Annotated in this window: 19 protein-coding genes and 3 pseudogenes; 16 read left to right on the top strand and 6 right to left on the bottom strand. The window is 72.0% G+C overall.

From position 1 onward, the window contains the following. Nucleotides 1-173 precede the first annotated feature (173 nt). Nucleotides 174-1,163: a DNA polymerase III subunit delta gene (gene holA / locus HDC93_RS26670; RefSeq protein WP_031103821.1), complete on the top strand. Its 990-nt coding sequence runs from the start codon at nucleotides 174-176 to the stop codon at nucleotides 1,161-1,163. 100 nt (nucleotides 1,164-1,263) lie between these two features. Here holA and HDC93_RS26665 read toward each other — a convergent pair. Further along, nucleotides 1,264-1,464: pseudogene (locus tag HDC93_RS26665) on the bottom strand (VOC family protein); the annotation flags it as partial. A gap of 100 nt (nucleotides 1,465-1,564) precedes the next feature. Between HDC93_RS26665 and HDC93_RS26660 the strand changes: the two are divergent. Continuing rightward, nucleotides 1,565-1,960: a nuclear transport factor 2 family protein gene (locus HDC93_RS26660; RefSeq protein ID WP_185013350.1), complete on the top strand. Its 396-nt coding sequence runs from the start codon at nucleotides 1,565-1,567 to the stop codon at nucleotides 1,958-1,960. Between the two features lie 174 nt (nucleotides 1,961-2,134). On the opposite strand, the gene rpsT is transcribed toward HDC93_RS26660, so the two are convergent. Next, entirely contained in the window at nucleotides 2,135-2,401 is a 267-nt protein-coding gene (gene rpsT / locus HDC93_RS26655) for a 30S ribosomal protein S20 (RefSeq protein ID WP_031103817.1), read from the bottom strand. A gap of 240 nt (nucleotides 2,402-2,641) precedes the next feature. Here rpsT and lepA point away from each other — a divergent pair, with 240 nt between their 5' ends. Next, on the top strand, nucleotides 2,642-4,510 hold the full coding sequence (gene lepA / locus HDC93_RS26650; RefSeq protein ID WP_185013349.1) for a translation elongation factor 4: 1,869 nt from the start codon (nucleotides 2,642-2,644) through the stop codon (nucleotides 4,508-4,510). Between the two features lie 261 nt (nucleotides 4,511-4,771). Continuing rightward, the gene (locus HDC93_RS26645) at nucleotides 4,772-6,646 is read left to right on the top strand and encodes a long-chain fatty acid--CoA ligase (protein ID WP_185013348.1); all 1,875 of its coding nucleotides are present in this window, start codon (nucleotides 4,772-4,774) and stop codon (nucleotides 6,644-6,646) included. 126 nt (nucleotides 6,647-6,772) lie between these two features. Here the strand turns inward: HDC93_RS26645 and HDC93_RS38755 are convergent. Both HDC93_RS38755 and HDC93_RS26640 read right to left on the bottom strand, forming a co-directional pair. Then, nucleotides 6,773-6,947, bottom strand: a pseudogene (locus HDC93_RS38755) (two-component system response regulator); the annotation flags it as partial. Then, nucleotides 6,946-7,626, bottom strand: a pseudogene (locus HDC93_RS26640) (HAMP domain-containing protein); the annotation flags it as partial. The pseudogenes HDC93_RS26640 and HDC93_RS38755, both read right to left, overlap by 2 nt. 264 nt (nucleotides 7,627-7,890) lie before the next feature. Here HDC93_RS26640 and HDC93_RS26635 point away from each other — a divergent pair. Together HDC93_RS26635 and hemW are read left to right on the top strand one after the other, a co-directional pair. Then, nucleotides 7,891-10,176 carry a SpoIIE family protein phosphatase gene (locus tag HDC93_RS26635; protein WP_185013347.1) on the top strand — a complete coding sequence of 762 codons (2,286 nt, stop codon included), beginning with the start codon at nucleotides 7,891-7,893 and terminating at the stop codon, nucleotides 10,174-10,176. A 48-nt stretch (nucleotides 10,177-10,224) separates the two neighbouring features. Beyond that, nucleotides 10,225-11,457, top strand: coding sequence for a radical SAM family heme chaperone HemW (hemW, locus tag HDC93_RS26630; protein WP_185013346.1), 1,233 nt, complete (start codon nucleotides 10,225-10,227; stop codon nucleotides 11,455-11,457). Nucleotides 11,458-11,676: 219 nt separating this feature from the next. Here hemW and HDC93_RS26625 read toward each other — a convergent pair whose 3' ends face one another. Together HDC93_RS26625 and HDC93_RS26620 are read right to left on the bottom strand one after the other, a co-directional pair. Next, complete coding sequence (locus HDC93_RS26625) at nucleotides 11,677-12,480, bottom strand: DUF3097 domain-containing protein (protein WP_185013345.1); 804 nt, start codon at nucleotides 12,478-12,480, stop codon at nucleotides 11,677-11,679. 31 nt (nucleotides 12,481-12,511) lie between these two features. Further along, nucleotides 12,512-13,243 (bottom strand): MBL fold metallo-hydrolase, encoded by a 732-nt coding sequence (locus HDC93_RS26620; RefSeq protein WP_185013344.1) that lies wholly within the window; start codon nucleotides 13,241-13,243, stop codon nucleotides 12,512-12,514. Between the two features lie 171 nt (nucleotides 13,244-13,414). Here HDC93_RS26620 and hrcA point away from each other — a divergent pair, with 171 nt between their 5' ends. From hrcA to HDC93_RS26570, 10 genes are all read left to right on the top strand, one after another. Continuing rightward, on the top strand, nucleotides 13,415-14,431 hold the full coding sequence (gene hrcA / locus HDC93_RS26615; protein ID WP_185013343.1) for a heat-inducible transcriptional repressor HrcA: 1,017 nt from the start codon (nucleotides 13,415-13,417) through the stop codon (nucleotides 14,429-14,431). Next, on the top strand, nucleotides 14,431-15,567 hold the full coding sequence (gene dnaJ / locus HDC93_RS26610; RefSeq protein WP_185013342.1) for a molecular chaperone DnaJ: 1,137 nt from the start codon (nucleotides 14,431-14,433) through the stop codon (nucleotides 15,565-15,567). The genes hrcA and dnaJ overlap by 1 nt, the downstream gene beginning before the upstream one ends. A 125-nt stretch (nucleotides 15,568-15,692) precedes the next feature. Then, nucleotides 15,693-16,766, top strand: a complete 1,074-nt coding sequence (locus HDC93_RS26605; RefSeq protein WP_185013341.1) for a nitronate monooxygenase — start codon at nucleotides 15,693-15,695, stop codon at nucleotides 16,764-16,766. Beyond that, nucleotides 16,763-17,503 (top strand): 16S rRNA (uracil(1498)-N(3))-methyltransferase, encoded by a 741-nt coding sequence (locus HDC93_RS26600; protein ID WP_185013340.1) that lies wholly within the window; start codon nucleotides 16,763-16,765, stop codon nucleotides 17,501-17,503. The genes HDC93_RS26605 and HDC93_RS26600 overlap by 4 nt, the downstream gene beginning before the upstream one ends. A 16-nt stretch (nucleotides 17,504-17,519) precedes the next feature. Then, the gene (locus HDC93_RS26595) at nucleotides 17,520-17,912 is read left to right on the top strand and encodes a VOC family protein (RefSeq protein ID WP_185013339.1); all 393 of its coding nucleotides are present in this window, start codon (nucleotides 17,520-17,522) and stop codon (nucleotides 17,910-17,912) included. Nucleotides 17,913-17,961: 49 nt separating this feature from the next. Beyond that, a complete protein-coding gene (locus HDC93_RS26590; RefSeq protein ID WP_185013338.1) occupies nucleotides 17,962-18,507 on the top strand; it encodes a hypothetical protein in 546 nt (181 codons plus the stop codon). A 90-nt stretch (nucleotides 18,508-18,597) separates the two neighbouring features. Next, nucleotides 18,598-21,783: a S41 family peptidase gene (locus HDC93_RS26585; protein WP_221517200.1), complete on the top strand. Its 3,186-nt coding sequence runs from the start codon at nucleotides 18,598-18,600 to the stop codon at nucleotides 21,781-21,783. A 97-nt stretch (nucleotides 21,784-21,880) separates the two neighbouring features. After that, on the top strand, nucleotides 21,881-22,234 hold the full coding sequence (locus tag HDC93_RS26580; RefSeq protein WP_185013336.1) for a histidine triad nucleotide-binding protein: 354 nt from the start codon (nucleotides 21,881-21,883) through the stop codon (nucleotides 22,232-22,234). 6 nt (nucleotides 22,235-22,240) lie between these two features. Further along, nucleotides 22,241-23,149 (top strand): ribonuclease Z, encoded by a 909-nt coding sequence (locus HDC93_RS26575; RefSeq protein ID WP_185013335.1) that lies wholly within the window; start codon nucleotides 22,241-22,243, stop codon nucleotides 23,147-23,149. A gap of 20 nt (nucleotides 23,150-23,169) precedes the next feature. Continuing rightward, on the top strand, nucleotides 23,170-24,162 hold the full coding sequence (locus HDC93_RS26570) for an adenosine deaminase (RefSeq protein WP_185013334.1): 993 nt from the start codon (nucleotides 23,170-23,172) through the stop codon (nucleotides 24,160-24,162). Nucleotides 24,163-24,190 lie beyond the last annotated feature (28 nt).

The raw sequence follows: 24,190 nt of genomic DNA, 5'->3' as shown, positions 1-24,190 counted from the left end.
CGGTCCATGAGGGCCACGGCCCGGTCCATGAGGGCCACGGCCCGGTCCATGAGGGCCACGGCCCGGTCCATGAGGGCCACGGCCCGGTCCATGAGGGCCACGGCCCGGTCCATGAGGACCACGGCCCGGTCCGTCGGGACCCGTTGTCAGTGGCGCGTGGGATGCTTGGCGCGATGGCCAGGAAGACTGCGAATGACGACCCCCTCGCCCCGGTGACGCTCGCCGTGGGCCAGGAGGACCTGCTCCTCGACCGTGCCGTGCAGGAGGTGGTGGCCGCCGCGAAGGCCGCCGACGCCGACACGGACGTACGGGACCTGACCCCGGACCAGTTGCAGCCCGGCACGCTCGCCGAGCTGACGAGCCCGTCGCTCTTCGCGGAGCGCAAGGTCGTGGTCGTGCGCAACGCGCAGGATCTGTCTGCCGACACGATCAAGGACGTGAAGGCGTACCTCGGGGCTCCCGCCGAGGAGATCACCCTGGTGCTGCTGCATGCCGGCGGGGCCAAGGGCAAGGGGCTGCTCGACGCCGCGCGCAAGGCCGGGGCGCGTGAGGTTGCCTGCCCGAAGATGACGAAGCCGGCGGACCGGCTGGCGTTCGTGCGGGGCGAGTTCAGGACGACGGGGAGATCCGCCACGCCGGAGGCGTGCCAGACGCTCGTCGACGCGATCGGCAGCGATCTGAGGGAGCTGGCCTCGGCGGTGTCGCAGCTGGTCGCGGACGTCGAGGGGACGATCGACGAGGCGGTCGTCGGGCGCTACTACACCGGGCGGGCCGAGGCGTCGAGCTTCACCGTCGCCGACCGGGCGGTCGAGGGGCGGGCGGCGGAGGCCCTGGAGGCGCTGCGCTGGTCGCTGGCGACCGGGGTCGCGCCGGTACTGATCACGAGCGCGCTCGCACAGGGCGTCCGGGCGATCGGGAAGCTGTCCTCGGCCCGCGGGGGCCGACCGGCCGACCTCGCCCGGGAGCTGGGCATGCCGCCGTGGAAGATCGACCGGGTGCGGCAGCAGATGCGCGGCTGGACTCCGGACGGTGTGTCGATCGCGCTGCGCGCCGTGGCCGAGGCGGACGCGGGGGTGAAGGGCGGCGGCGACGACCCCGAGTACGCGTTGGAGAAGGCGGTGGTCACCATCGCCAGAGCGGCCCGCTCCAGGGGACGCGGCTAGCGGGAGGCGGGCCGGTCGGCCTCAGGCCTCGGGCGGCACCTCCCTCCACGGGCCGTCCCGGTACGGCTCACTTCGCGGCCCGGCCCCGCGGTGGGCCTTAGGTGCCGGGCGAGGCTCCCGTCCACCGGAACAGCACGAACTCCGCGCCGCCGCAGCGGTAGAGCAGCCCGCCGGGGCGTTCGTCCACGGGGTCCAGACCGAGTTTCTCCGAGGAGAAGCGCCGCGCCCGCTCCAGGTCCTGGGCGGGGAGCCTGGTCGCGGCGCGGACCAGGGCCGGCGCGCTCGTGTCGTCTGCGTCCATGTCCCCACTGTGCAGTGATCGAGTCGCCCTCCTCCTGCCGAAGAGGAGAATCGGGTGTATCAGCCGTACGTCGCCGAGTGACGGAGAGGTGGCGAGGGTCATGGCTGAACACCCGCACGCAGCGCTGGTCCGCAAGGGGTTCGAGGCCTTCTCGCGCGGTGACATGGACACCCTGCGCGGACTGATCGCCGGAGACGCCACCCACCACGTACCCGGAGATCACCCGTTGTCGGGTGACTTCAAAGGGCTGGACTCGATCATCGAGATGTACGAGCGGCTCGGCGCGGAGACGAACGGGACGATGCGTGCCGAGCTGATCGGCATTGCCGTCGACGGCCGCGGTCACGCGGTCGGCATGACTCGCTTCACGGCCGAACGCAACGGCATGACCCTCGACGACACCGGCTGCATCGTCTTCCGGATCGTCGGCGACAAGGTCACCGACCTCGACGAGTGCGTCGAGGACATCGAAAAGAACAACGACTTCTGGTCCTGAACAGGCCGAAGGCCCCGCCGGCCGCCCTGGGGAAGGGCGGAAAGCGAGGCCTTCGGTTCAAGCTGCGGGATCCGCGCCCGCGTGGCGAACGCAGGCCGCGCGCGGATCCGGGGGTGCCGGACGGGAGCGGATGAGAGAGGGCCCGCTCGATTCCCTCCGGCGTCACATCAGATGTCAGCCCTTGAGCGCGTCGACCTTCTGAGCCAGCGCAGACTTCTTGTTGGCGGCCTGGTTCTTGTGGATGACGCCCTTGGAGACGGCCTTGTCGAGGTGACGCGCGGCGAGGCGCTGGTACTCGGTGGCCTTCTCGACGTCACCCGCGGCAGCAGCCTCACGGGCCTTGCGGATCGCGGTCTTGAGGGAGGACTTGACGGCCTTGTTGCGCAGCCGCGCCTTCTCGTTGGTCTTGATCCGCTTGATCTGGGACTTGATGTTCGCCACGAATGAGCCTTCTCAGGTTCTGGCACGAGGCCGCACGGACACCGCACGATTCCCGCACCGGGTGATTTCTTGGGTCGCGCCTCCTGCGAGAGGGCATGAGGCACAGCCACCCAGGCTACCAGCGGCCCCTTCCGCGGCCCAAACCCGTCCATGGTCCCCACCCGTGGGACCATGGAGGCTACGTATCGATCCGACCCGAGACCGCAGACACTGCGGACGCCTCAAGAATCAGGACCCTGCGTGCCCGCGATCCCCAGCCACGTGCCCGAGCCGAGCCGTACCGACCCGGCTCTGATCCGCAACTTCTGCATCATCGCGCACATCGACCACGGCAAGTCCACGCTCGCCGACCGGATGCTCCAGCTGACCGGAGTGGTCGAGCAGCGGCAGATGCGCGCCCAGTACCTCGACCGCATGGACATCGAGCGCGAGCGTGGCATCACGATCAAGTCGCAGGCGGTGCGTCTGCCGTGGGCCCCGACCCACGACAAGAACGACACGCACATCCTGAACATGATCGACACCCCCGGGCACGTCGACTTCACCTATGAGGTCTCCCGGTCGCTCGCCGCCTGCGAGGGGACCATCCTCCTGGTCGACGCCGCCCAGGGCATCGAGGCGCAGACCCTCGCCAACCTCTACCTGGCGATGGAGAACGACCTCAAGATCATCCCGGTGCTGAACAAGATCGACCTGCCGGCGGCGCAGCCCGAGAAGTTCTCCGAGGAGCTCGCCAACCTGGTCGGGTGCGACCCCGACGACGTGCTCAAGGTGTCCGCCAAGACGGGCCTGGGCGTCGAGGCGCTGCTCGACAAGGTCGTCGCCGAGATCCCCCCGCCGGTCGGTGTCGCGGACGCGCCCGCCCGCGCGATGATCTTCGACTCGGTCTACGACTCCTACCGCGGTGTCGTGACGTACGTCCGTGTCATCGACGGCCAGCTCAACAAGCGCGAGCGCATCCGGATGATGTCCACCGGCGCCACGCACGAGCTGCTGGAGATCGGCACCAACTCGCCGGAGATGCTGGCGGCCGACGGTCTCGGCGTGGGCGAGGTGGGCTACCTCATCACCGGTGTGAAGGACGTCCGCCAGTCCAAGGTCGGTGACACCGTCACCAGCCAGCACAAGGGCGCCGAGGAGGCGCTCGGCGGCTACAAGGACCCCAAGCCGATGGTGTTCTCCGGCCTCTACCCGCTGGACGGCTCGGACTACCCGGAGCTGCGCGAGGCCCTGGACAAGCTCCAGCTCAACGACGCCGCGCTGGTCTACGAGCCGGAGACCTCCGCGGCCCTCGGCTTCGGCTTCCGCGTCGGCTTCCTCGGCCTGCTGCACCTGGACGTGATCCGGGAGCGGCTGGAGCGCGAGTTCGGCCTCGACCTGATCGCCACCGCGCCGAACGTGGTCTACCGCGTCCTCATGGAGGACGGCACCGAGCACACCGTCACCAATCCGAGTGAGTTCCCCGAGGGCAAGATCTCGGAGGTCTACGAGCCGGTCGTGCGGGCCACCATCCTGGCGCCCAGCGAGTTCATCGGCTCGATCATGGAGCTGTGCCAGACCCGGCGCGGCACCCTGCTCGGCATGGACTACCTCTCCGAGGACCGGGTCGAGATCCGCTACACCCTGCCGCTCGCGGAGATCGTCTTCGACTTCTTCGACCAGCTGAAGTCCAAGACCCGCGGCTACGCCTCGCTCGACTACGAGCCCACCGGCGAGCAGACCTCCAGCCTGGTCAAGGTCGACATCCTGCTGCACGGCGACAAGGTCGACGCCTTCTCGGCGATCACCCACAAGGACGCCGCGTACGCCTACGGTGTACGGCTCGTCGCCAAGCTGCGCGAGCTCATCCCGCGACAGGCCTTCGAGGTGCCCATCCAGGCCGCCATCGGCTCCCGGGTCATCGCCCGCGAGACCATCCGCGCCATCCGCAAGGACGTCCTCGCCAAGTGCTACGGCGGTGACATCTCCCGTAAGCGGAAGCTGCTGGAGAAGCAGAAGGAGGGCAAGAAGCGAATGAAGATGGTGGGTTCCGTAGAGGTTCCGCAGGAGGCCTTCATCGCGGTCCTGTCCAGTGATGACGGCGCGGGGTCGGGCAAGGGCAAGAAGTAATCACGGACTACCGTGGGTTACACCGCAATCCGGGTTGAACAGGGGCTCGTCGTGCGAAAGTGCGGCGGGCCCTGTGCGTATGCGGGGTAGCTCTCTGTACGAAGTGACAGGCCGCGAACCCTTACGCGGCGGCCGGTCGCCCTTTACTCTGATCCCTGCTCGTTAGTTACTCACGAGTTAAACAACGGGTGTGACCTGCATCTCGTGAGTGCCACCCAGCCGCACCTGCCAGCCGCATCGTCGCGGGCCCCGGAGGATGACGTGAGCGACACACAGACCCTGATCGAGAACCGTCCCCCGTCCGTGGCGGGCCTCTTCCTGGAGCGCGTCGCGGCCACGCCGGACGCCGAGGCCTATCGGTATCCGACCCCATCGTCCGCGGGCCAGGGCCCGGACGAGTGGAAGTCGCTGAGCTGGGCGCAGGCAGCCGAGCGGGTCTACGCCATCGCGGCGGGGCTCATCGAGCTGGGCGTGCAGCCCGAGCAGCGTGTCGCCCTCGCCGCCGGCACCCGGCTCGAGTGGATCCTCGCCGACCTCGGCATCATGTGCGCCGGAGCGGCCACGACCACGGTGTACCCGCAGACCAACGCCGACGAGTCCGCGTACATCCTGTCGGACTCCGAGAGCCGGGTGCTGATCGCGGAGAACGCCGAGCAGCTGGCCAAGGCCAAGGAGAAGCGCGCCGAGCTGCCCGAGCTGACGCATGTCGTGGTGATCGACGCGGCCGGTGTCGAGACCGCCGACTGGATCCTCACCCTGGACGAGCTGGAGAAGCGCGGCGCGGCCCGGCTGGAGAAGGATCCCGACCTGATCAAGGAGCGGGTCGGCGCGATCACCAAGGACCAGCTGGCCACCCTCATCTACACCTCCGGCACCACGGGCCGCCCCAAGGGCGTGCGCCTGCCGCACGACAACTGGTCGTACATGGCGAAGGCGATCGCCGCGACCGGGCTGGTCGGCACCGAGGACGTGCAGTACCTCTGGCTGCCGCTCGCGCACGTCTTCGGCAAGGTGCTGACCTCCGGGCAGATCGAGGTCGGGCACGTCACCGCCGTGGACGGCCGGGTCGACAAGATCATCGAGAACCTGCCGGTGGTGCAGCCGACGTACATGGCGGCCGTGCCGCGCATCTTCGAGAAGGTCTACAACGGCGTGGCCGCGAAGGCCCGTGCCGCCGGCGGCGCCAAGTACAAGATCTTCCAGTGGGCGGCCGAGGTGGCCCGTGAGTACGCCAAGGTCTCGCAGGACACCTTCCGGCGGACCGGGACCGCGTCCGTGCCGTTCGGGCTGGGCGCGAAGCACAAGGTCGCCGACGCGCTGGTGTTCGCCAAGATCCGCGAGGCCTTCGGCGGCAGCCTGCGGGCGTGCGTCTCGGGCTCCGCGGCACTCTCGCCGGAGATCGGCTACTTCTTCGCCGGCGTCGGCATCCACATCCTGGAGGGCTACGGCCTGACCGAGTCCTCGGCCGCGTCCTTCGTGAACCCGGGCGAGGCCTACCGCACCGGCACGGTCGGCAAGCCGCTGCCCGGCACGGAGGTGCGGATCGCCGACGACGGGGAGATCCTGCTGCGCGGCCCGGGCATCATGGAGGGCTACCACAAGCTGCCCGAGAAGACCGCCGAGGTGCTGGAGCCGGACGGCTGGTTCCACACCGGGGACATCGGGGAGCTGTCGCCCGACGGGTACCTGCGGATCACCGACCGCAAGAAGGACCTCATCAAGACCTCGGGCGGCAAGTACATCGCCCCGGCGGAGGTCGAGGGACAGTTCAAGGCGGTGTGCCCGTACGTCTCCAACATCCTGGTGCACGGGGCCGACCGGAACTTCTGCACGGCGCTCATCGCGCTCGACGAGGCCGCGATCGCCGAGTGGGCCAAGGAGAACGGGCTCGAGGGGAAGCCGTACGCGGAGATCGTCGCCGCGCCCGTGACCGTCGAGATGGTCGACGGGTACGTGAAGCAGCTCAACGAGGGGCTTCAGCGGTGGCAGACCATCAAGAAGTTCCGGCTGCTGCCGCGTGACCTCGATGTCGAGCACGGCGAGATCACGCCGAGTCTGAAGCTCAAGCGGCCCGTTGTGGAGCGGGAGTACAAGCACCTGATCGAGGAGATGTACGAGGGCTCTCGCGAGGCGTAGGGGGTGGTGGGGCTGATCGGGCGGCGGCGGGTCCGTCGTGGTCGCTCGCGCAGTTCCCCGCGCCCCTAGGCGCCTTCTCCCACGCGGCGTTTCAAGTCCTGGACCTCCGTCCTGAGGCGTTCCACCTCTGCCCTTTCGGTAGAGGTCCAGGAAGACGCTGACCTCGGCCCTGAGCACCCACGGGTCGAACGGCTTGGTCACGTAGTCGGCGGCGCCGGCCGCGTAGCCGCGCCAAGGCATAGCCCGAGTCGTCGCCCGCCCCGGTGAGGAAGATGATCGGGACGTCCCGGGTCTGGTCGACTGTTGATCTTGATGTAGTCGGGCGGGGCGCCCTCCACCAGGATCCGCTTCTTCTCCCGGGCCGCCTGCGCGACCAGACCGTGCACCGGCAGGCCGCCGGTCTCGACGGTCGCGTCCTGGGCGGCACCGTAGCCGGCGATGAAGGCCAGGCCCTTGATCGGCACGGTGGTGCGCGGGCCCGCGCTGTCCTCGTCCGGGTCGGCCAGATAGAACGCGCCGTACTGGGCGTTCACCAGCGGGGTCAGCTCGCGGAGTATCAGGTCGGTGACCTCCATCGGATCCCGGTGGCCCTGCATCAGGGCGGCGAGCCGGGCCAGGTTGGACTCCAGCCAGTCCTTCGCGCGGGTCGTCTCGCGCAGGTTGGCCACCATCAGGTTGATGTTGTCCTTCAGCTCGGCGACCTCGCCCTGCGTCTCCACGGTGATCGAGCGGGACATGTCGCCCTGGGCCACGGCGGAGGCGACCTCGGCGATGGCGCGGGCCTGGGTGGTGAGGTTGGACGCGAGTTCGTTGACGTTGGTCGTCAGGCGCTTCCAGATGCCGTGGACGCCCTCGCCCCGGGCCTGGCCGCCCAGTTGCCCCTCTGAGCCGACCTCGCGGGCGACGCGGCTGACCTCGGAGGAGAACGACGAGAGCGTTTCAGCCATGGTGTTGATGGTGGTCCTCAGCTCCAGGATCTCGAGAGTTCGGCCACCATCCCGTGGCCGGATTCCGGCACCTCGGTGAAATCGCCGTCACGTGCCGCTGGTCATGGCTGCGAGCAGGGGACGCAGATCGGATGCGCGAATCTGACCGTCTTCGTGCCGGTCTTCGACCACAGGAGTAGCACTGTTCTCACTCATGGCGGCCCACTTCGGTAACTCGGCGCTTATGGGCGGGGTCAGTCTGTCACTCTGTCGGCATCGACTGTGGCGTATTCGTACGAACTGCCCGGGGAGCTGCCCATGGGGGCCATTCCGACGCAACGGGAGACCGCTCCCCGTGCCTCAGAGGCGCCTGCACACGCTTGGGATACGCCCGTGCCCGTCCAGGAGGGGCCCGTTTCCGAGGAGCCCGCACCGCCCGCGGAGGTGATCACACCGTCCACCGGGGCGCCCGCACCGGAGCGCGCGCGGGCGCACGCGACCCTGCCCGGCAGTTCCCTCGCGCCGGGCGCCGCACGCGCCCTGGTGCGCGCGGCCCTCACCGAGTGGACCGGGCTCGGCCTGCCCGGCGCCGAGCACCTCACCGACCGCCTCGCCGACGACGCCACGCTCGTCGTCAGCGAACTCGTCACCAACGCCGTCGTGCACGCCGGCACCGACGTCGAGATGGAGTGCCGGCTGGAGGGCGACACCTCCGACACGGCCGCGCTCGTCGTCGAGGTCTCCGACCACCACCCCTCCCGCGCCCCGCGCGGCAGCGAGCCGGAGACGCCGCACGACACCCCCGAGTACGGGCGCGGCCTGCGGCTCGTCGGCGCGCTCTCCGAGGCGTGGGGGATCACGTACCGCACGGGCCGCAAGACCGTCTGGGCACGGCTGCCCGCCCGGGGATGCGCGGCGGGCGAGCAGATCCAGGCGTACGCCGGGGAGCACGCGCTGGCGCGCGGCCTCCGCGTGGCGGAGATCCTGGCGCCCGAGCCGCGCCCGGACGGCGAGACCGCGGAGTCCCAGGCACCCGAACCACGCCAGGGCGACGAGGCGGTGGAGGCCCTACGGGCCTGGCGTGCCGGAGGCGACCCCTGGGACGTGCGTGACGGAGGAGAGACCTGGGACTCGCGGGAGGGCGGAGAGGCACGGGACTGGCCCGCCCTACGGGAGACTCGTGACCTGCGTGACTGGAACGACCTTCGGGACTGGCGGGACCGGCACGAGAACCGCGACGGACGCAACGGACCTGACGGCGCCTGGCTCGGCCGCGGCGCCCTCTCCTTCCTCGCCGAAGCCTCCGACCTGCTCGCCGGGCAGCTCGACGAGGACCTGGTCGCGGCCCTCGCCGGGCAGCTGATCGTGCCCCGGCTGGCCGACTGGTGCGCGGTGTGGCTGGAGGACGAGGCCACCGGCGGCGGCTGGAGCGGCGGAGCGGGCGCGGGCGGACCGCGCCTCGCCCGGGTCTGGCACGGCAGCGAGAACCGCATCGAGGAGCTGCGCCGCGTCCTGGAGAAGGACCCGCCGCAGCCGTTCGACCCGACGGGGTCGTCGTCCCCGTTCGAACGCGGCCGGGATCGGGGCAGATCGGGGCCCGTCGACTACCCCTGGCCCGGCGAGGCGCTCGGCGACGGCGAGCCCGGCTCGGCCCTCGCGTACCGGCTGGTCGCCGGGGGACGCCCGCTGGGCACCCTCGTCATCGGCCGCTCCGGGAAGGCCGGCTTCCCCGACGAGATCACCGGCCTCGCGGAGGACCTCAGCCGCCGGGTGGCCCTCGCCATCGGCGCCGCCCGCCAGTACGCCCGCCAGGCCACCATCAGCGCCGTCCTGCAGCGCGGCCTGCTGCCCGGCGCCGTGGCCGAGATCCCCGGCATGCGCAGCGCCCTCGTCTACGAGCCGTGCGACAAGGGCGGGCCGAGCGGCGACTTCTACGACCTGTTCCCGGCCGGCGACGGCCGCTGGTGCTTCGCCGTGGGCGACGTCCAGGGCAAGGGCCCCGAGGCGGCCGTCGTGATCGGCCTGGCCCGGCCCTGGCTGCGGCTGCTGGCCCGCGAGGGCTACCGGGTCGCCGACGTCCTCGACCGCCTCAACCAACTGCTCCTCGACGACGCCACGGAGGCCGCCGACGCGGCGGCCCGGGCGCTGGTGGCCGCGGGCGCGCGTCCGACCCCGCCCGGCGACGGCCCCCAGACGCGCTTCCTGTCCCTGCTGTACGGCGAGCTCGCGCCCTTCGACGGCGGCGTCCGCTGCACCGTCGCCTCCGCCGGGCACCCGCTGCCGCTGCTGCTCGGGGCGGGCGGCGAGGTCCACACGGCCGCGCAGCCCCAGACCCTCCTCGGTGTCGTGGAGGACGCCACCTACACCAGCGAGACCTTCGAGCTGCGCTCCGGCGACACGCTGCTGTGCGTCACCGACGGCGTGACCGAGCGCCGCTCGGGCTCCCGCCAGTTCGACGACGGGGACGGGCTCGCGACGGCGCTGGCCGGGTGCGCCGGGCTGGACGCGCAGCTGATAGCCGAGCGGATCAAGCGGCTGGTGCACGAGTTCGGGGCACGTCCGCCCGCGGACGATCTCGCGCTGCTGGTCCTCCAGGCGGACTGACAGCCGCTCCGGGCGGAGCGGGCGCGCCGGTGCTGGACAATGGAAGGCATGCCTTCCGCACTCCCCGACGGCGAGCCCGTCCCCGACGACGGCGCGCTGCCCGCGTCCGCGCTCGCCGGGGCCGCCGACCGCCCGCTCGGGTTCTACCTGCACGTCCCGTACTGCGCGACCCGCTGCGGCTACTGCGACTTCAACACGTACACCGCGACCGAGCTGCGCGGCACCGGCGGGGTGCTGGCCTCCCGCGACAACTACGCCGAGACGCTGGCCCACGAGGTCCGGCTGGCGCGCAAGGTGCTGGGTGACGATCCGCGGCCGGTGCGCACGGTGTTCGTGGGCGGGGGCACGCCCACGCTGCTGGACGCCGGGGATCTCGTACGGATGCTGAAGGCCGTGCGGGACGAGTTCGGGCTGGCGGAGGACGCCGAGGTCACCACCGAGGCGAACCCGGAGTCGGTCGACCCCGCGTATCTGGCCGCCCTGCGCGAGGGGGGCTTCAACCGGATCTCCTTCGGGATGCAGAGTGCGCGGCAGCACGTGCTGACGGTGCTGGACCGGACGCACACGCCGGGGCGGCCCGAGGCGTGTGTGGCGGAGGCAAGGGCGGCCGGGTTCGAGCACGTCAACCTCGACCTGATCTACGGCACGCCGGGGGAGTCCGACGACGACTGGCGGGCCTCGCTGGACGCGGTGCTGGGGGCCGGGCCGGATCACGTCAGTGCGTACGCCCTGATCGTCGAGGAGGGGACGCAGCTCGCGCGGCGGATCCGTCGCGGCGAGGTGCCGATGACCGACGACGACGTGCACGCCGACCGGTACCTGATCGCGGACGAGGTTCTCTCCGGCGCGGGCTTCGCGTGGTACGAGGTGTCGAACTGGGCGACCTCGCGGGCCGGGCGGTGCCTGCACAACGAGCTGTACTGGCGGGGGGCCGACTGGTGGGGGGCCGGGCCCGGTGCGCACAGTCACGTGGGCGGGGTGCGGTGGTGGAACGTCAAGCATCCGGGGGCGTACGCGGCCGCGCTGGCGGCGGGGCGGTCGCCGGGGGCCGGGCGTGAGGTGCTGAGCGATGAGGATCGGCGGGTCGAGCGGATTCTGCTGGAGCTGCGGCTCAGGGAGGGCGTGCCGTTGTCGCTGCTGCGGGAGGAGGGGCTGGCGGCCTCGCGCAAAGCGTTGGCGGATGGGCTCCTGGACGCCGGGGCGTATGAGGAGGGCCGGGCCGTGCTCACGCTGCGCGGGAGGCTGCTGGCGGACGGGGTTGTCCGGGACCTCGTGGACTGAGGTGCCCGGGGTGCGGGCTGACGCGGGGTGGGTCCGCAGCCCGGCGTAGCGGGGTGCCGCTCTCCTTGGGACGGGAGCCGCCCTCAGCGGCACGCATGCCCGCAGCCGGGCGGCTGCGCGTGCCCGCGGCGGGGACGGGGCGGAACGTGTGCCCGCAGCTGGGCGGCTGCGCGCCGGCGACCCAGCCGCGCGGCTGGGTCGCCGGCGCGCGTGCCGCTGTCAGGGCGCCGTCACGAAGTCGATCAGTTCTTCCACCCGGCCCAGCAGTTCCGGCTCCAGGTCCTTGTACGAGTGGACCCCCGACAGGATCCGCTGCCAGGCGGCACCGGTGTTCTCCGGCCAGCCCAGAGCCCTGCACACGCCTGTCTTCCAGTCCTGGCCGCGGGGGACCCGGGGCCAGGCGGCGATGCCCAGGGACGACGGTTTCACCGCCTCCCAGATGTCGATGTACGGGTGGCCGACGACCAGCGCGTGCTCGCTCGTCACCGACTGTGCGATGCGCCACTCCTTCGAGCCCGGTACGAGGTGGTCCACCAGGACGCCCAGCCGTGCGTCGGGGCCGGGGGCGAACTCGGAGACGATCGACGGCAGGTCGTCGACGCCCTCCAGGTACTCCACGACCACGCCCTCGATGCGCAGGTCGTCGCCCCACACCTTCTCGACCAGTTCGGCGTCGTGCCGGCCCTCGACGTAGACGCGGCCGGCGCGGGCGACACGCGCGCGTGCGCCGGGGACGGCCACCGAACCGGAGGCCGTGCGGGTGGGACGCGCTAGGCCGCCCGGCGAGGGGCGGACGAGGGTCACCACCCTGCCCTCCAGCAGGAAGCCGCGCGGCTCCATCGGGAACACCCGGTGCTTGCCGAAGCGGTCCTCCAGCGTCACCGTGCCGGCCTCGCAGCGGATCACCGCGCCGCAGAAGCCGGTCCCCGGCTCCTCCACCACCAGGCCCGGCTCCGCCGCCACCTCGGGCACCGGTTTCGGCTTCTTCCACGGCGGGGTCAGATCGGCGGAGTACGGGCGCATTCGGATGACGATAGGAGAAGGCGAACGGTGATCACCGCGACACGCCGAAACGCGCCGCCAGCGCGTCCCGTTGCCCCCGCACGAACGCCGCGTCCACCACCGCTCCGTGACCGGGCACGTACACCGCGTCCTCACCGCCCAGGTCGAGCAGCCGGTCCAGGGCGGCCGGCCAGTGCGACGGCACCGCGTCGGGGCCCGCCTGCGGCTCGCCGGACTCCTCGACCAGGTCGCCGCAGAACACCACCTCCGGATCGCCCGGCACCAGCACCGCCAGATCGTGCGCGGTGTGCCCCGGGCCGACGTTCGCCAGCAGCACCTGCCGTCCGCCGCCCAGGTCGAGCGTCCACTCGCCGGAGACCAGGTGGCCGGGCGGGGTCAGCCGCTCCGCCGCCTCCCGGGCCGTGGCCGCCGCCAGGCCCTGGCGCACCCCGTCCTCGCGCAGCTCCTCGCGGTCCCGCACCCGCGTCAGCAGCGCGTCCACACCCACCGCGCCGAACACCTCCGTGTCCGGGAGCGCCGCGGCGCCGAAGACATGGTCGAAGTGCGGGTGGGTCAGCGCGAGATGTGTCACACGGTGACCGGTGAGTGCCCGCGCCTGCGCGCCCAGTTTCGCGCCCTCGGCGAGGCTCGACCCCGCGTCGATCATGAGGACCGCCCCCTCCCCGGCGACCAGCCCGGTCGTGCAGTCCCACACCGGCAGCCGGCACCGCCCCACACCGGCGGCCACGCGCTCCCATCCGAGGTCTTCCCAAGTCACCGTCATACGGCGACGCTAGCGGTGCGCCCCACTCGGGGCACGGCGCCGCACGACCAGCCTTGCCGGGGGTGTACCCCACCGCCGTACACTGGGCCGGGGAATGCTGGCACTCGCATGCGCAGAGTGCCAGGCTCGACAGGCAGGACAACGGGCGGACGACTTCTGGAGGTGTGCGCGATGCTCAGTGAACGCAGGCTGCAGGTGCTGCGCGCCATCGTCCAGGACTACGTCGGCACCGAGGAGCCGGTGGGCTCCAAGGCCCTCACCGAGCGGCACAGCCTCGGCGTCTCCCCGGCCACCGTCCGCAACGACATGGCGGCCCTGGAGGACGAGGGGTTCATCGCCCAGCCGCACACCAGTGCCGGGCGCATCCCCACCGACAAGGGCTATCGGCTGTTCGTCGACAAGCTCGCCGGCGTCAAGCCGATGACCGCGCCCGAGCGGCGCGCGATCCAGAACTTTCTGGAGGGCGCCGTCGACCTCGACGACGTCGTGGCGCGTACGGTGCGGCTGCTCGCGCAGCTCACGCGTCAGGTCGCCGTCGTGCAATACCCCTCGCTGACCCGTTCGACGGTGCGGCACGTGGAGCTGCTCTCCCTCGCGCCCGCGCGCGTGATGCTCGTGCTGATCACGGACACCGGGCGGGTCGAGCAGCGGGTCGTCGACTGCCCGGCGCCCTTCGGCGACGCCTCGCTCGCGGATCTGCGCGCCCGGCTCAACAGCCGTGTGGCGAACCGCCGTTTCGCGGATGTGCCGAGTCTGGTGGAGGATCTCCCGGAGGCGTTCGAGCACGAGGACCGGGGTACGGTCTCCACGGTGCTCTCCACACTCCTGGAGACGCTCGTCGAGGAGAACGAGGAGCGGCTGATGATCGGCGGCACCGCCAATCTGACCCGCTTCGGGCATGACTTCCCTCTCACGATCCGGCCGGTGCTGGAGGCGCTGGAGGAGCAGGTCGTGCTCCTCAAGCTGCTCGGCGAGGCGCAGGATCCGGGCGTGACCGTACGGATCGGTCACGAGAACGCCCACGAAGGACTCAACTCCACGTCCGTCGTGTCGGTCGGCTACGGTTCGGGCGGCGAGGCACTCGCCAAGCTCGGCGTGGTCGGACCGACCCGCATGGACTACCCGGGAACGATGGGAGCGGTACGCGCAGTGGCACGGTACGTCGGACAGATCCTGGCGGAGTCGTAGTGGCCACGGACTACTACGCCGTACTCGGCGTGCGCCGCGACGCGTCGCAGGAAGAGATCAAGAAGGCCTTCCGGCGGCTCGCGCGCGAGCTGCACCCGGACGTCAACCCCGATCCGAAGACCCAGGAGCGGTTCAAGGAGATCAACGCCGCTTACGAGGTGCTGTCGGACCCGCAGAAGAAGCAGGTCTACGACCTCGGCGGCGACCCGCTCTCGCAGGCCGGTGGCGGCGGCGCGGGCGGCTTCGGTGCCGGCGGCTTCGGGAACTTCTCGGACATCATGGACGCGTTCTTCGGCACGGCGTCGCAGCGCGGACCGCGCTCGCGCACCCGCCGCGGCCAGGACGCGATGATCCGCATCGAGGTGGAACTCGACGAGGCGGCCTTCGGCACGACGAAGGACATCCAGGTCGACACCGCCGTCGTCTGCAACACCTGCAACGGCGAGGGCGCGGCCCCGGGCACCTCCGCGCAGACGTGTGACATGTGCCGCGGCCGCGGTGAGGTCTCGCAGGTCACCCGGTCCTTCCTGGGCCAGGTCATGACGTCCCGCCCCTGCCCGCAGTGCCAGGGCTTCGGCACGGTCGTCCCGACCCCGTGCCCGGAGTGCGCGGGCGACGGCCGCGTCCGGTCCCGCCGTACGCTCACGGTCAAGATCCCGGCCGGTGTCGACAACGGCACGCGGATCCAGCTCGCCGGCGAGGGCGAGGTCGGTCCCGGCGGCGGTCCGGCCGGTGACCTCTACGTCGAGATCCACGAGCTGCCGCACAGCACGTTCCAGCGGCGCGGCGACGACCTGCACTGCACGGTGACGATCCCCATGACGGCGGCGGCCCTCGGCACGAAGGTGCCGCTGGAGACGCTCGACGGCATGGAGGAGGTCGACATCCGCCCGGGCACCCAGTCCGGCCAGTCGATCCCGCTGCACGGCCGGGGCGTCACGCACCTGCGCGGCGGCGGACGCGGTGACCTCATCGTCCACGTCGAGGTCCAGACCCCGACCAAGCTCGACCCCGAGCAGGAGCGCCTGCTCCGCGAGCTCTCCAAGCTGCGGGGCGAGGAGCGGCCGACGGGGCAGTTCCAGCCGGGGCAGCAGGGGCTGTTCTCGCGGTTGAAGGACGCGTTCAACGGGCGCTGACGCGGGCGCCTGCAACGGGTGCCGACGGGGCGCCTCCCGGGTGACGGGAGGTGCCTGTACCTCTGGTCTATGCCAGTCGGCAGGCCGGTTTCGGGGTTGTTCGGAGGACGTGACAACATGCGGTCATGTCCTCCGCACTGACCGATCTCTTCCCTCTCCCGATCGTGCAGGCCCCCATGGCGGGCGGCGTCTCCGTACCCCAGCTCGCCGCGGCCGTGTGCGAAGCGGGCGGGCTCGGGTTCCTCGCCGCCGGGTACAAGACCGCCGACGGGATGTACCAGGAGATCAAGCAGATCCGGAGCCTCACGACCAGGCCCTTCGGCGTCAACGTCTTCATGCCGCAGCCGGAGTACGCCGACCCGGCCGCCGTCGACGTCTACGCCCACCAGCTGACCGGCGAGGCCACCTGGTACGAGGCCGAGCTCGGCGATCCGGACAGCGGACGCGACGACGGCTTCGAGGCCAAGCTCGTGGTGCTGCGCGACAACCCCGTGCCGGTCGTGTCGTTCCACTTCGGCGTCCCGGGCCGCGAGGTCGTCGACGCCCTGCACCGCGTCGGCACCTTCGTCCTGGCCGCCGCGACCACCCCCGACGAGGCCCGGGCCGTCGAACGGGCGGGTGCGGACGGGGTCATCGCCCAGGGCGTCGAGGCCGGCGGCCACCAGGGCACCCACCGGGACGTCCCCGAGACGGACGGATCCGGCATCGGGCTGCTGTCGCTGATCGCCCAGGTCCGTGAGGCCGTGAGCATCCCGATCGTCGCCGCCGGCGGCATCATGCGCGGCGGCCAGATCGCCGGGGTCCTCGCGGCCGGCGCGAGCGCGGCCCAGCTGGGCACCGCCTTCCTCGCCACGCACGAGTCGGGCGCGAACGCCCTGCACAAGCAGGCGCTGACCAACCCGCTGTTCGTCCGCACCGAGCTGACCCGGGCGTTCTCCGGGCGGCCCGCGCGCGGCCTCGTCAACCGGTTCCTGCGCGAGCACGGCCCGTACGCGCCCGCCGCCTACCCCGAGATCCACCACCTCACCGCGCCGCTGCGCAAGGCCGCCGCCAAGGCCGGCGACGCGCAGGGCATGGCGCTGTGGGCCGGGCAGGGGCACCGGATGGCGCGGGAGCTGCCCGCCGGGCAGCTGGTCGAGGTGCTGGCGGGGGAACTGGCCGCCGCCCGGGCCTCGTTGACGGGCGGGGGCGCGCTGTGACCGCGCCGGTGTTCGTGGTCGAGCACTTCGACGCGGGCGGCGGCGGCCGGTACGTCCTCGACGGGCCGGAGGGGCGGCACGCCGTCTCCGTGAAGCGGCTGCGCGCCGGTGAGGACGTCGTCCTCACGGACGGGGCGGGCCGCTGGGCGGACTGCGTCGTGCTCGACACGCAGGGCAGGGACCGGCTGATCGTCCAGCTGGACTCGGTGTTCGAGGAGCCCGCGGAGCAGCCCCGGGTCACCGTCGTCCAGGCCCTGCCCAAGGGCGACCGCGGCGAGCTCGCCGTCGAGACGATGACCGAGGTCGGCGTCGACGCGATCGTGCCCTGGGCGGCGGCGCGCTGCATCACGCAGTGGAAGGGCGACCGCGGGGTCAAGGCGCTGGGCAAGTGGCGGGCCACGGCCCGGGAGGCCGGCAAGCAGTCCCGCCGGGTGCGCTTCCCGGAGGTCGCGGAGGCGGCGACGACCAAGCAGGTCGCCGCCCTGCTGGCCGGGGCGGACTTCGCCGCCGTGCTGCACGAGAGCGGGGACGAGCCGCTGGCGACGGCCGAACTGCCGTCCATCGGGGAGATCGTGCTGGTCGTGGGGCCCGAGGGGGGCGTCGCGCCGGAGGAGCTGGCGCTGTTCGAAGAGGCGGGGGCGCAGGCGTATCGCCTCGGGCGCAGTGTGCTGCGCACATCGACTGCCGGGACGGCCGCCGCGGCCGTGCTCCTGGCACGCACCGGACGCTGGTCCTGACCTCCTTGGAGGCACCGTGGAACTCGCCCAGGTCCGTCTGCTCGTGACCGACTTCTCCGCCTGTTACCACTTCTACGGCGAGGTCCTCGGCCTCAAGCCGCAGTCGGGGGCGGCGGAGGGGCCGTACGAGAGGTTCAGCTTCGCGGTGGGCTCCGCGGGGATCGCGTTGCAGGACCGGTCGATGATGGCCGAGGTGCTCGACGAACTGGGCGACACGGCTGCCGGTCACCGCTCCCTGGTGGTGCTGCGGGTGGACGGGCTGGACGCGTACTGCGAGGAGATCACGATGCGCGGCGCGACGGTCCTGCACGGCCCGGCGCCCATGACGGACCGTATGCGGGTGGCGCATCTCAAGGACCCCGAGGGCAACGTGGTGGAGCTTCAGGAGTGGCTGCTGCTGCGCGGCTGACGCCTTTGCGCCCTACCGCGCGGCCCCCGTCAGTGGCAGGCTCCCCTCCATGGGGGCTTCGACGAGGTATCGACCGGGGCCGCGCGGGCGGCGCGTGGCGGTCGCGGCGGCGTTCGCCGTGCTGGCGGTGGGCGGCGCTGCCGCCTGCGAGCCCGGCAGCATCAGCTCCGCGTCCGTCGCGTACACCACCGACGAGACCGTGACCAAAGAGCTCAACCGGCAGAAGGCGGGCGTGCGTTGGCTCACCTGCACCGCCTCCTACGGGGAGAACGGCGGGAAGTCGTCACCCCCGGCGCGTGAGCGGACCGTCGCCACCGTCGACTGCGAGGGCGAGACCGACGAAGGCAAGGACATCACCGTCGACGGCGAGGTCACCCACGCGGTGGACGGCGCCTGCGTGCGCGGGAACATCACCGCCAAGGTGGACGGCAAGGTGTGGTTCCAGGTCGACGGCCTCGGCGACTGCAACTCCACCACCCCGCCCCCCGTCGGCGGGCCCGCCGACGGGAGGCCCGGGCCGACGGTCACCGTGACCGTCACCCAGACCGTCTGGTGCGACCGGTACCCGGACTGCCGCCCCGTCGAGGGCAAGTGATCCGAACCCTGTCCGCGCGGCGTGGTCCCTGCATAGGGTGATCAGGTGACATCGTCTGCTTACCTCCGGTTCCCCCATGTGCACGGCGACCTGGTCGCCTTCACCGCCGAGGACGACGTGTGGCTCGCTCCACTCGACGGCGGCCGGGCCTGGCGGGTCAGCGCCGACAACATGCCGGTGACCCAGCCCCGCATCTCGCCCGACGGCACCACCGTCGCCTGGACCTCCACACGCGACGGCGCCCCCGAGGTGCTCATCGCCCCGGTCGACGGCGGCCCGGCAAAGCGGCTGACGTACTGGGGGAGCCTCAAGACCCAGGTGCGCGGCTGGACCCCGGACGGCGAGGTGCTGGCGATCAGCACACAGGGGCAGGCGAGCCTGCGCCGCACCTGGGCCCGCGCCGTCCCGCTGGACGGCGGCCCGGCCACCACCCTGCCGTACGGGCCCGTCGGCGACGTCGCCCACGGCCCGCACACGGTGCTGCTGTCCGCGCCGATGGGGCGTGAGGCGGCCTGGTGGAAGCGCTACCGCGGCGGTACGGCGGGCAAGTTGTGGATCGACCGCGAGAACGACGGGGAGTTCGTGCGGCTGCACGAGGACCTCGACGGCAACCTCGAGTACCCGCTGTGGGTGGGGATGGGGGTCCCCCCTGTTCGAGCGGAGCCGAGAACGTGGGGGAGGATCGGCTTCCTCTCCGACCACGAGGGCACCGGAGCGCTCTACTCCTCCCTCGCCGACGGCTCCGACCTGCGCCGGCACACGGATCTTGGGGGTTTCTACGCCCGGCACGCCGCGACCGACGGCACCCGGGTCGTCTACTCCAGCGCCGGTGAACTGTGGGTGCTGGACGACCTGGAGGGGGCCGAGCCGCGGCGGCTGGACGTGCGGCTGGGCGGGCAGCGCGCCGACCTGCAGCCCTTCCCCCTGAACGCCTCCCGGTGGTTCGGATCGGCGTCCCCCGACCACACGGCACGCGGCAGCGCGGTCGCCGTCCGCGGCTCCGTGCACTGGGTGACCCACCGCGCCGGACCGGCCCGCGCACTGGCCGCGACACCCGGGGTGCGGGCCCGCCTGCCGCGCACGTTCCGGGCGGACGGCGAGCAGTGGGTGGTGTGGGTGACGGACGCCGAGGGCGACGACGCCCTGGAGTTCGCGCCCGCCACCGGACTCGCCCCCGGCGCGACGCCCCGCCGGCTCGCCGCCGGGCAGCTCGGCCGGGTGCTGGACCTCGCCATGGCGCCCGACGGCAGCCGGGCCGCGGTGTCCTGTCACGACGGGCGCCTGCTGCTCGTGGAGCGGGAGACGGGCGAGGTGCGGGAGGTCGACCGCAGTGAGGACGGCGATGTGTCGGGCCTCGTCTTCTCGCCCGACTCGTCCTGGCTGGCCTGGTCCCACCCCGGCCCCCGGCCCCTGTGCCAGCTGAAGCTCGCCAACACCACCGACCTGTCGGTCACCGAGGCCACCCCGCTGCGCTTCCAGGACTACGCGCCCGCGTTCACGATGGACGGCAAGCACCTCGCGTTCCTGTCGACCCGCTCCTTCGACCCGGTCTACGACGAGCACGTCTTCGACCTGGCCTTCGTGGTGGGCGCCCGGCCGCATCTGATCACCCTCGCGGCCACCACGCCCTCCCCGTTCGGGCCGCAGCGGCACGGCAGGTCCTTCGAGACGCCCGACCGGGAGGAGACCCCCGACAGCGAGGGCACCCCCACCACCCGCATCGACCTCGAAGGCCTCGCCGACCGCATCGTGCCCTTCCCGGTCGAGGCCGCCCGCTACACCAACCTGCGCGCGGCCAAGGACGGCGTCCTGTGGCTGCGCCACCCGGTCGCCGGTGTGCTCGGCGCGTCCCGGGCCACTCCGGACGACCCCGAGCCCAAGTCCGAGCTGGAGCGCTACGACCTCGCCCAGCAGCGCGTCGAGCATCTCGCCGTCGACGCCGACCACTTCGCGGTGAGCGGCGACGGCAAGCGGGTGCTGCTGTGGACCGACGGGCGGCTGAAGGTCGTCCCCAGCGACCGGCGGGCGTCGAGCGACGACGACAGCGACTCCAACATCACCGTCGATCTGGGCCGCGTACGCCAGTTCGTCGACCCGGCGGCCGAGTGGCGTCAGATGTTCGACGAGAACGGCCGCATCATGCGGGACCACTTCTGGCGGCCCGACATGAGCGGCGTCGACTGGGACGGCGTCCTCGACCGTTACCGCCCGGTCGTGGACCGGTGCGCCACCCACGACGACCTCGTCGACCTGCTGTGGGAGGTGCAGGGCGAACTCGGCACCTCGCACGCCTACGTCACCCCGCGCGGCGGACACGGCGGCGGCCCCCGCCAGGGCCTGCTCGGCGCCGACATCTCCCGCCACGAGGACGGCAGTTGGCGCGTCGACCGGATCCTGCCCTCCGAGACCTCCGACCCGGACGCCCGCAGCCCGCTGGCCGCGCCGGGCGTCGCGGTACGCCCCGGGGACGCCATCGTGGCGATCGCGGGACAGCCGGTCGACCCGGTTCTCGGACCCGGCCCGCTGCTGATCGGCACGGCCAACAAGCCGGTGGAGCTGACCATCTCCCCGTCCGGCGGCGGCGAACCCCGGCACGCCGTCGTCGTCCCGGTCGCCGACGAGGAACCCCTGCGCTACCACGCCTGGGTCGCCGACCGCCGCGCCTACGTCCACGAGAAGTCCGGCGGTCGCCTCGGCTACCTCCACGTCCCGGACATGCAGGCCCCCGGCTGGGCCCAGATCCACCGCGACCTGCGCGTCGAGGTCGCCCGCGAGGGCCTGGTCGTCGACGTCCGCGAGAACCGCGGCGGGCACACCTCCCAGCTCGTCGTGGAGAAGCTGGCCCGCCGCATCGTCGGCTGGGCCGTCCCGCGCGGCATGCGCCCCTACAGCTACCCGGAGGACGCCCCGCGCGGCCCCGTCGTGGCCGTCGCCAACGAGTTCTCCGGCTCCGACGGCGACATCGTCAACGCGGCGATCAAGGCCCTCGGCCTCGGCCCGGTCGTCGGCACCCGCACCTGGGGCGGCGTCATCGGCATCGACAGCCGCTACCGCCTGGTCGACGGCACCCTGGTGACCCAGCCCAAGTACGCCTTCTGGCTGGAGGGCTATGAGTGGGGCGTGGAGAACCACGGCGTGGATCCCGACGTGGAGGTCCTGCAACGCCCGCAGGACCACGCGGCGGGCAGGGACGCCCAACTGGACGAGGCCATCCGGCTGGCACTGGAAGCGCTGGAGGCAGTACCGGCGAAAACGCCCCCGGGCCTGCCCACCTGAGGGGCGCGGGGAACGGCGCGACCAGCCACAACGCACCCGCACCCGACGACGATAGGATTCCCGGCAAGACCGATCTCGGCTGACACCCGGAGGGAAAATGGCAGGGGAGCCCCAGGAAGACTGCCTGTTCTGCAAGATCGTCGCAGGCACCATCCCGGCGACCATCGTCCGCCAGACGGAGACGACCATCGCGTTCCGCGACATCAACCCCCAGGCCCCCAGCCACGTCCTGGTCATCCCCAAGGCGCACTACAAGAACGCCGCGGCCCTCGCCGCCGCCGACCCGGCCCTCACCGCGGACGTGCTCCGCGAGGCCCAGGCCGTCGCGGACGAGGAGAAGCTCGACAGCTTCCGTCTCGTCTTCAACACCGGCAGCGGCGCAGGCCAGACGGTGTGGCACGTGCACGCCCACGTGCTCGGCGGCCGCGGCCTCGACTGGCCTCCGGGGTAGTCCGCCTTGTCCGTACGTGAACTCGTGGTCCTCGGCACCGCCAGCCAGGTCCCGACCCGGCACCGCAACCACAACGGCTACCTGCTGCGCTGGGACGGCGAGGGCATCCTCTTCGACCCCGGTGAGGGCACGCAGCGCCAGATGCTGCGTGCCGGGGTCGCCGCGCACGACCTGAACCGGATCTGCGTCACGCACTTCCACGGCGACCACTCCCTCGGCCTCGCCGGTGTGATCCAGCGCATCAACCTCGACCGGGTGCCGCACGAGATCACCGCCCACTACCCGCGCTCCGGGCAGCGCTTCTTCGACCGGCTCCGGTACGCCACCGCCTACCGCGAGACCGTCGGCATCACCGAGGCCCCGGTCGCCGCCGACGGGCCCCTCGCCCGCACGGGCGGCTACACGCTTCAGGCCCGGAAGCTGTCGCACCCGGTGGAGTCGTACGGCTACCGGATCGTCGAGCCCGACGGCCGCCGCATGCTGCCCGAGCGGCTCGCCGAGCACGGCGTCAAGGGCCCGGACGTGGGCCGCATCCAGCGCGAGGGCTCGCTCGGCGGGGTCTCGCTGGAGGACGTCAGCGAGGTGCGGCGCGGCCAGCGGTTCGCGTTCGTCATGGACACCCGGCTCTGCGACGGCGTGTACGCGCTCGCCGAGGGCTGCGACATGCTCGTCATCGAGTCGACCTTCCTCGACGAGGACGAGGAACTCGCCGTCGAACACGGGCATCTGACAGCCGGTCAGGCAGCCAGGGTGGCCCGGGACGCCGACGTGCGGCACCTCGTGCTGACCCATTTCAGCCAGCGCTACACCGACCGTGGGGGAGAGTTCGAGCGCCAGGCCCGGGCCGCCGGATACAAGGGTGAGCTGACCGTAGCCCACGACCTACTGAGGGTGCCGGTTCCGAAGCGTCGGTGAAACGGCCGTACGATGAATGGGTGTCCCTCCCCAAAGCCGAACTGCACCTCCACATCGAAGGCACCCTGGAACCGGAGCTCGCCTTCGAGCTCGCCACGCGCAACGGCGTCACGCTGCCGCACTCCGACACGGACGAGCTGCGCGAGGCCTACCGGTTCGAGGACCTGCAGTCCTTCCTGAACCTGTACTACGAGCTCATGGCCGTCCTGCGCACCGAGCGGGACTTCGAGGACCTGGCGAACGCCTATCTCGCCCGGGCCGCCGCGCAGGGCGTGCGGCACGCGGAGATCTTCTTCGACCCGCAGGCCCACACCGGCCGCGGCCTGGAGATCGGCACGGTCGTCGAGGGGCTGTGGCGCGCGCTGGGGAGCAGCGAGGCGAACCACGGCGTCTCGACCCGGCTGATCCTGTGCTTCCTGCGCGACGAGTCCGCCGAGTCGGCCCTGGCAACACTGGACGCCGCCAAGCCGTACCTGGACCGGATCACCGGCATCGGCCTCGACTCCGCCGAGGTCGGGCACCCGCCGGTGAAGTTCCGCGAGGTCTACGAGGCCGCCGCCGCGCTCGGCCTGAGGCGGGTCGCCCACGCCGGTGAGGAGGGCCCGCCCGAGTACATCACCGAGGCGCTGGACGTCCTCGGCGTGGAGCGGGTCGACCACGGGCTGCGCTGTGTGGAGGACCCGGCGCTGGTGGAGCGGCTGGTGCGCGACCGGGTTCCGCTGACGCTGTGCCCGCTGTCCAACGTCCGGCTGCGCACCGTCGACACCCTCGCCGACCACCCGCTGCCCGCCATGCTGGACGCCGGCCTGATGTGCACGGTCAACTCCGACGACCCGGCCTACTTCGGCGGCTACGCAGGCGACAACTTCGACGCCGTGCGCACCACCCTCGGCCTCACCGAGGAGCGGCTGCGCGAGCTGGCCCGCAACTCCTTCCTCGCCTCCTTCCTGGAGGACGACGAGGAGCTGCGGGCGCGGTATCTCGCCGAGGTGGAGGCCTACACCTTCGGTTAGGGGCTTCTGACGGATCTCCGCGGAGGAA

Source organism: Streptomyces sp. AK010 (assembly GCF_014207295.1).
In the GTDB taxonomy this organism is placed as follows: Bacteria; Actinomycetota; Actinomycetes; order Streptomycetales; family Streptomycetaceae; genus Streptomyces; species Streptomyces massasporeus.
Note: the sequence above shows the minus strand (reverse complement) of the source record. Positions and strands in the feature narration are given on the sequence as shown.

What these genes read in the sequence shown, in the direction of transcription:
- HDC93_RS26590 (WP_185013338.1), top strand. Translation starts at nt 17,962, where the DNA reads ATGGGGGCTTCGACGAGGTATCGACCGGGGCCGCGCGGGCGGCGCGTG.
- HDC93_RS26635 (WP_185013347.1), top strand. Translation starts at nt 7,891, where the DNA reads ATGGGGGCCATTCCGACGCAACGGGAGACCGCTCCCCGTGCCTCAGAG.
- hrcA (WP_185013343.1), top strand. Translation starts at nt 13,415, where the DNA reads ATGCTCAGTGAACGCAGGCTGCAGGTGCTGCGCGCCATCGTCCAGGAC.
- HDC93_RS26625 (WP_185013345.1), bottom strand. Translation starts at nt 12,480, where the DNA reads ATGCGCCCGTACTCCGCCGATCTGACCCCGCCGTGGAAGAAGCCGAAA.
- holA (WP_031103821.1), top strand. Translation starts at nt 174, where the DNA reads ATGGCCAGGAAGACTGCGAATGACGACCCCCTCGCCCCGGTGACGCTC.
- HDC93_RS26580 (WP_185013336.1), top strand. Translation starts at nt 21,881, where the DNA reads ATGGCAGGGGAGCCCCAGGAAGACTGCCTGTTCTGCAAGATCGTCGCA.
- HDC93_RS26605 (WP_185013341.1), top strand. Translation starts at nt 15,693, where the DNA reads ATGTCCTCCGCACTGACCGATCTCTTCCCTCTCCCGATCGTGCAGGCC.
- hemW (WP_185013346.1), top strand. Translation starts at nt 10,225, where the DNA reads ATGCCTTCCGCACTCCCCGACGGCGAGCCCGTCCCCGACGACGGCGCG.
- HDC93_RS26660 (WP_185013350.1), top strand. Translation starts at nt 1,565, where the DNA reads ATGGCTGAACACCCGCACGCAGCGCTGGTCCGCAAGGGGTTCGAGGCC.
- HDC93_RS26620 (WP_185013344.1), bottom strand. Translation starts at nt 13,243, where the DNA reads ATGACGGTGACTTGGGAAGACCTCGGATGGGAGCGCGTGGCCGCCGGT.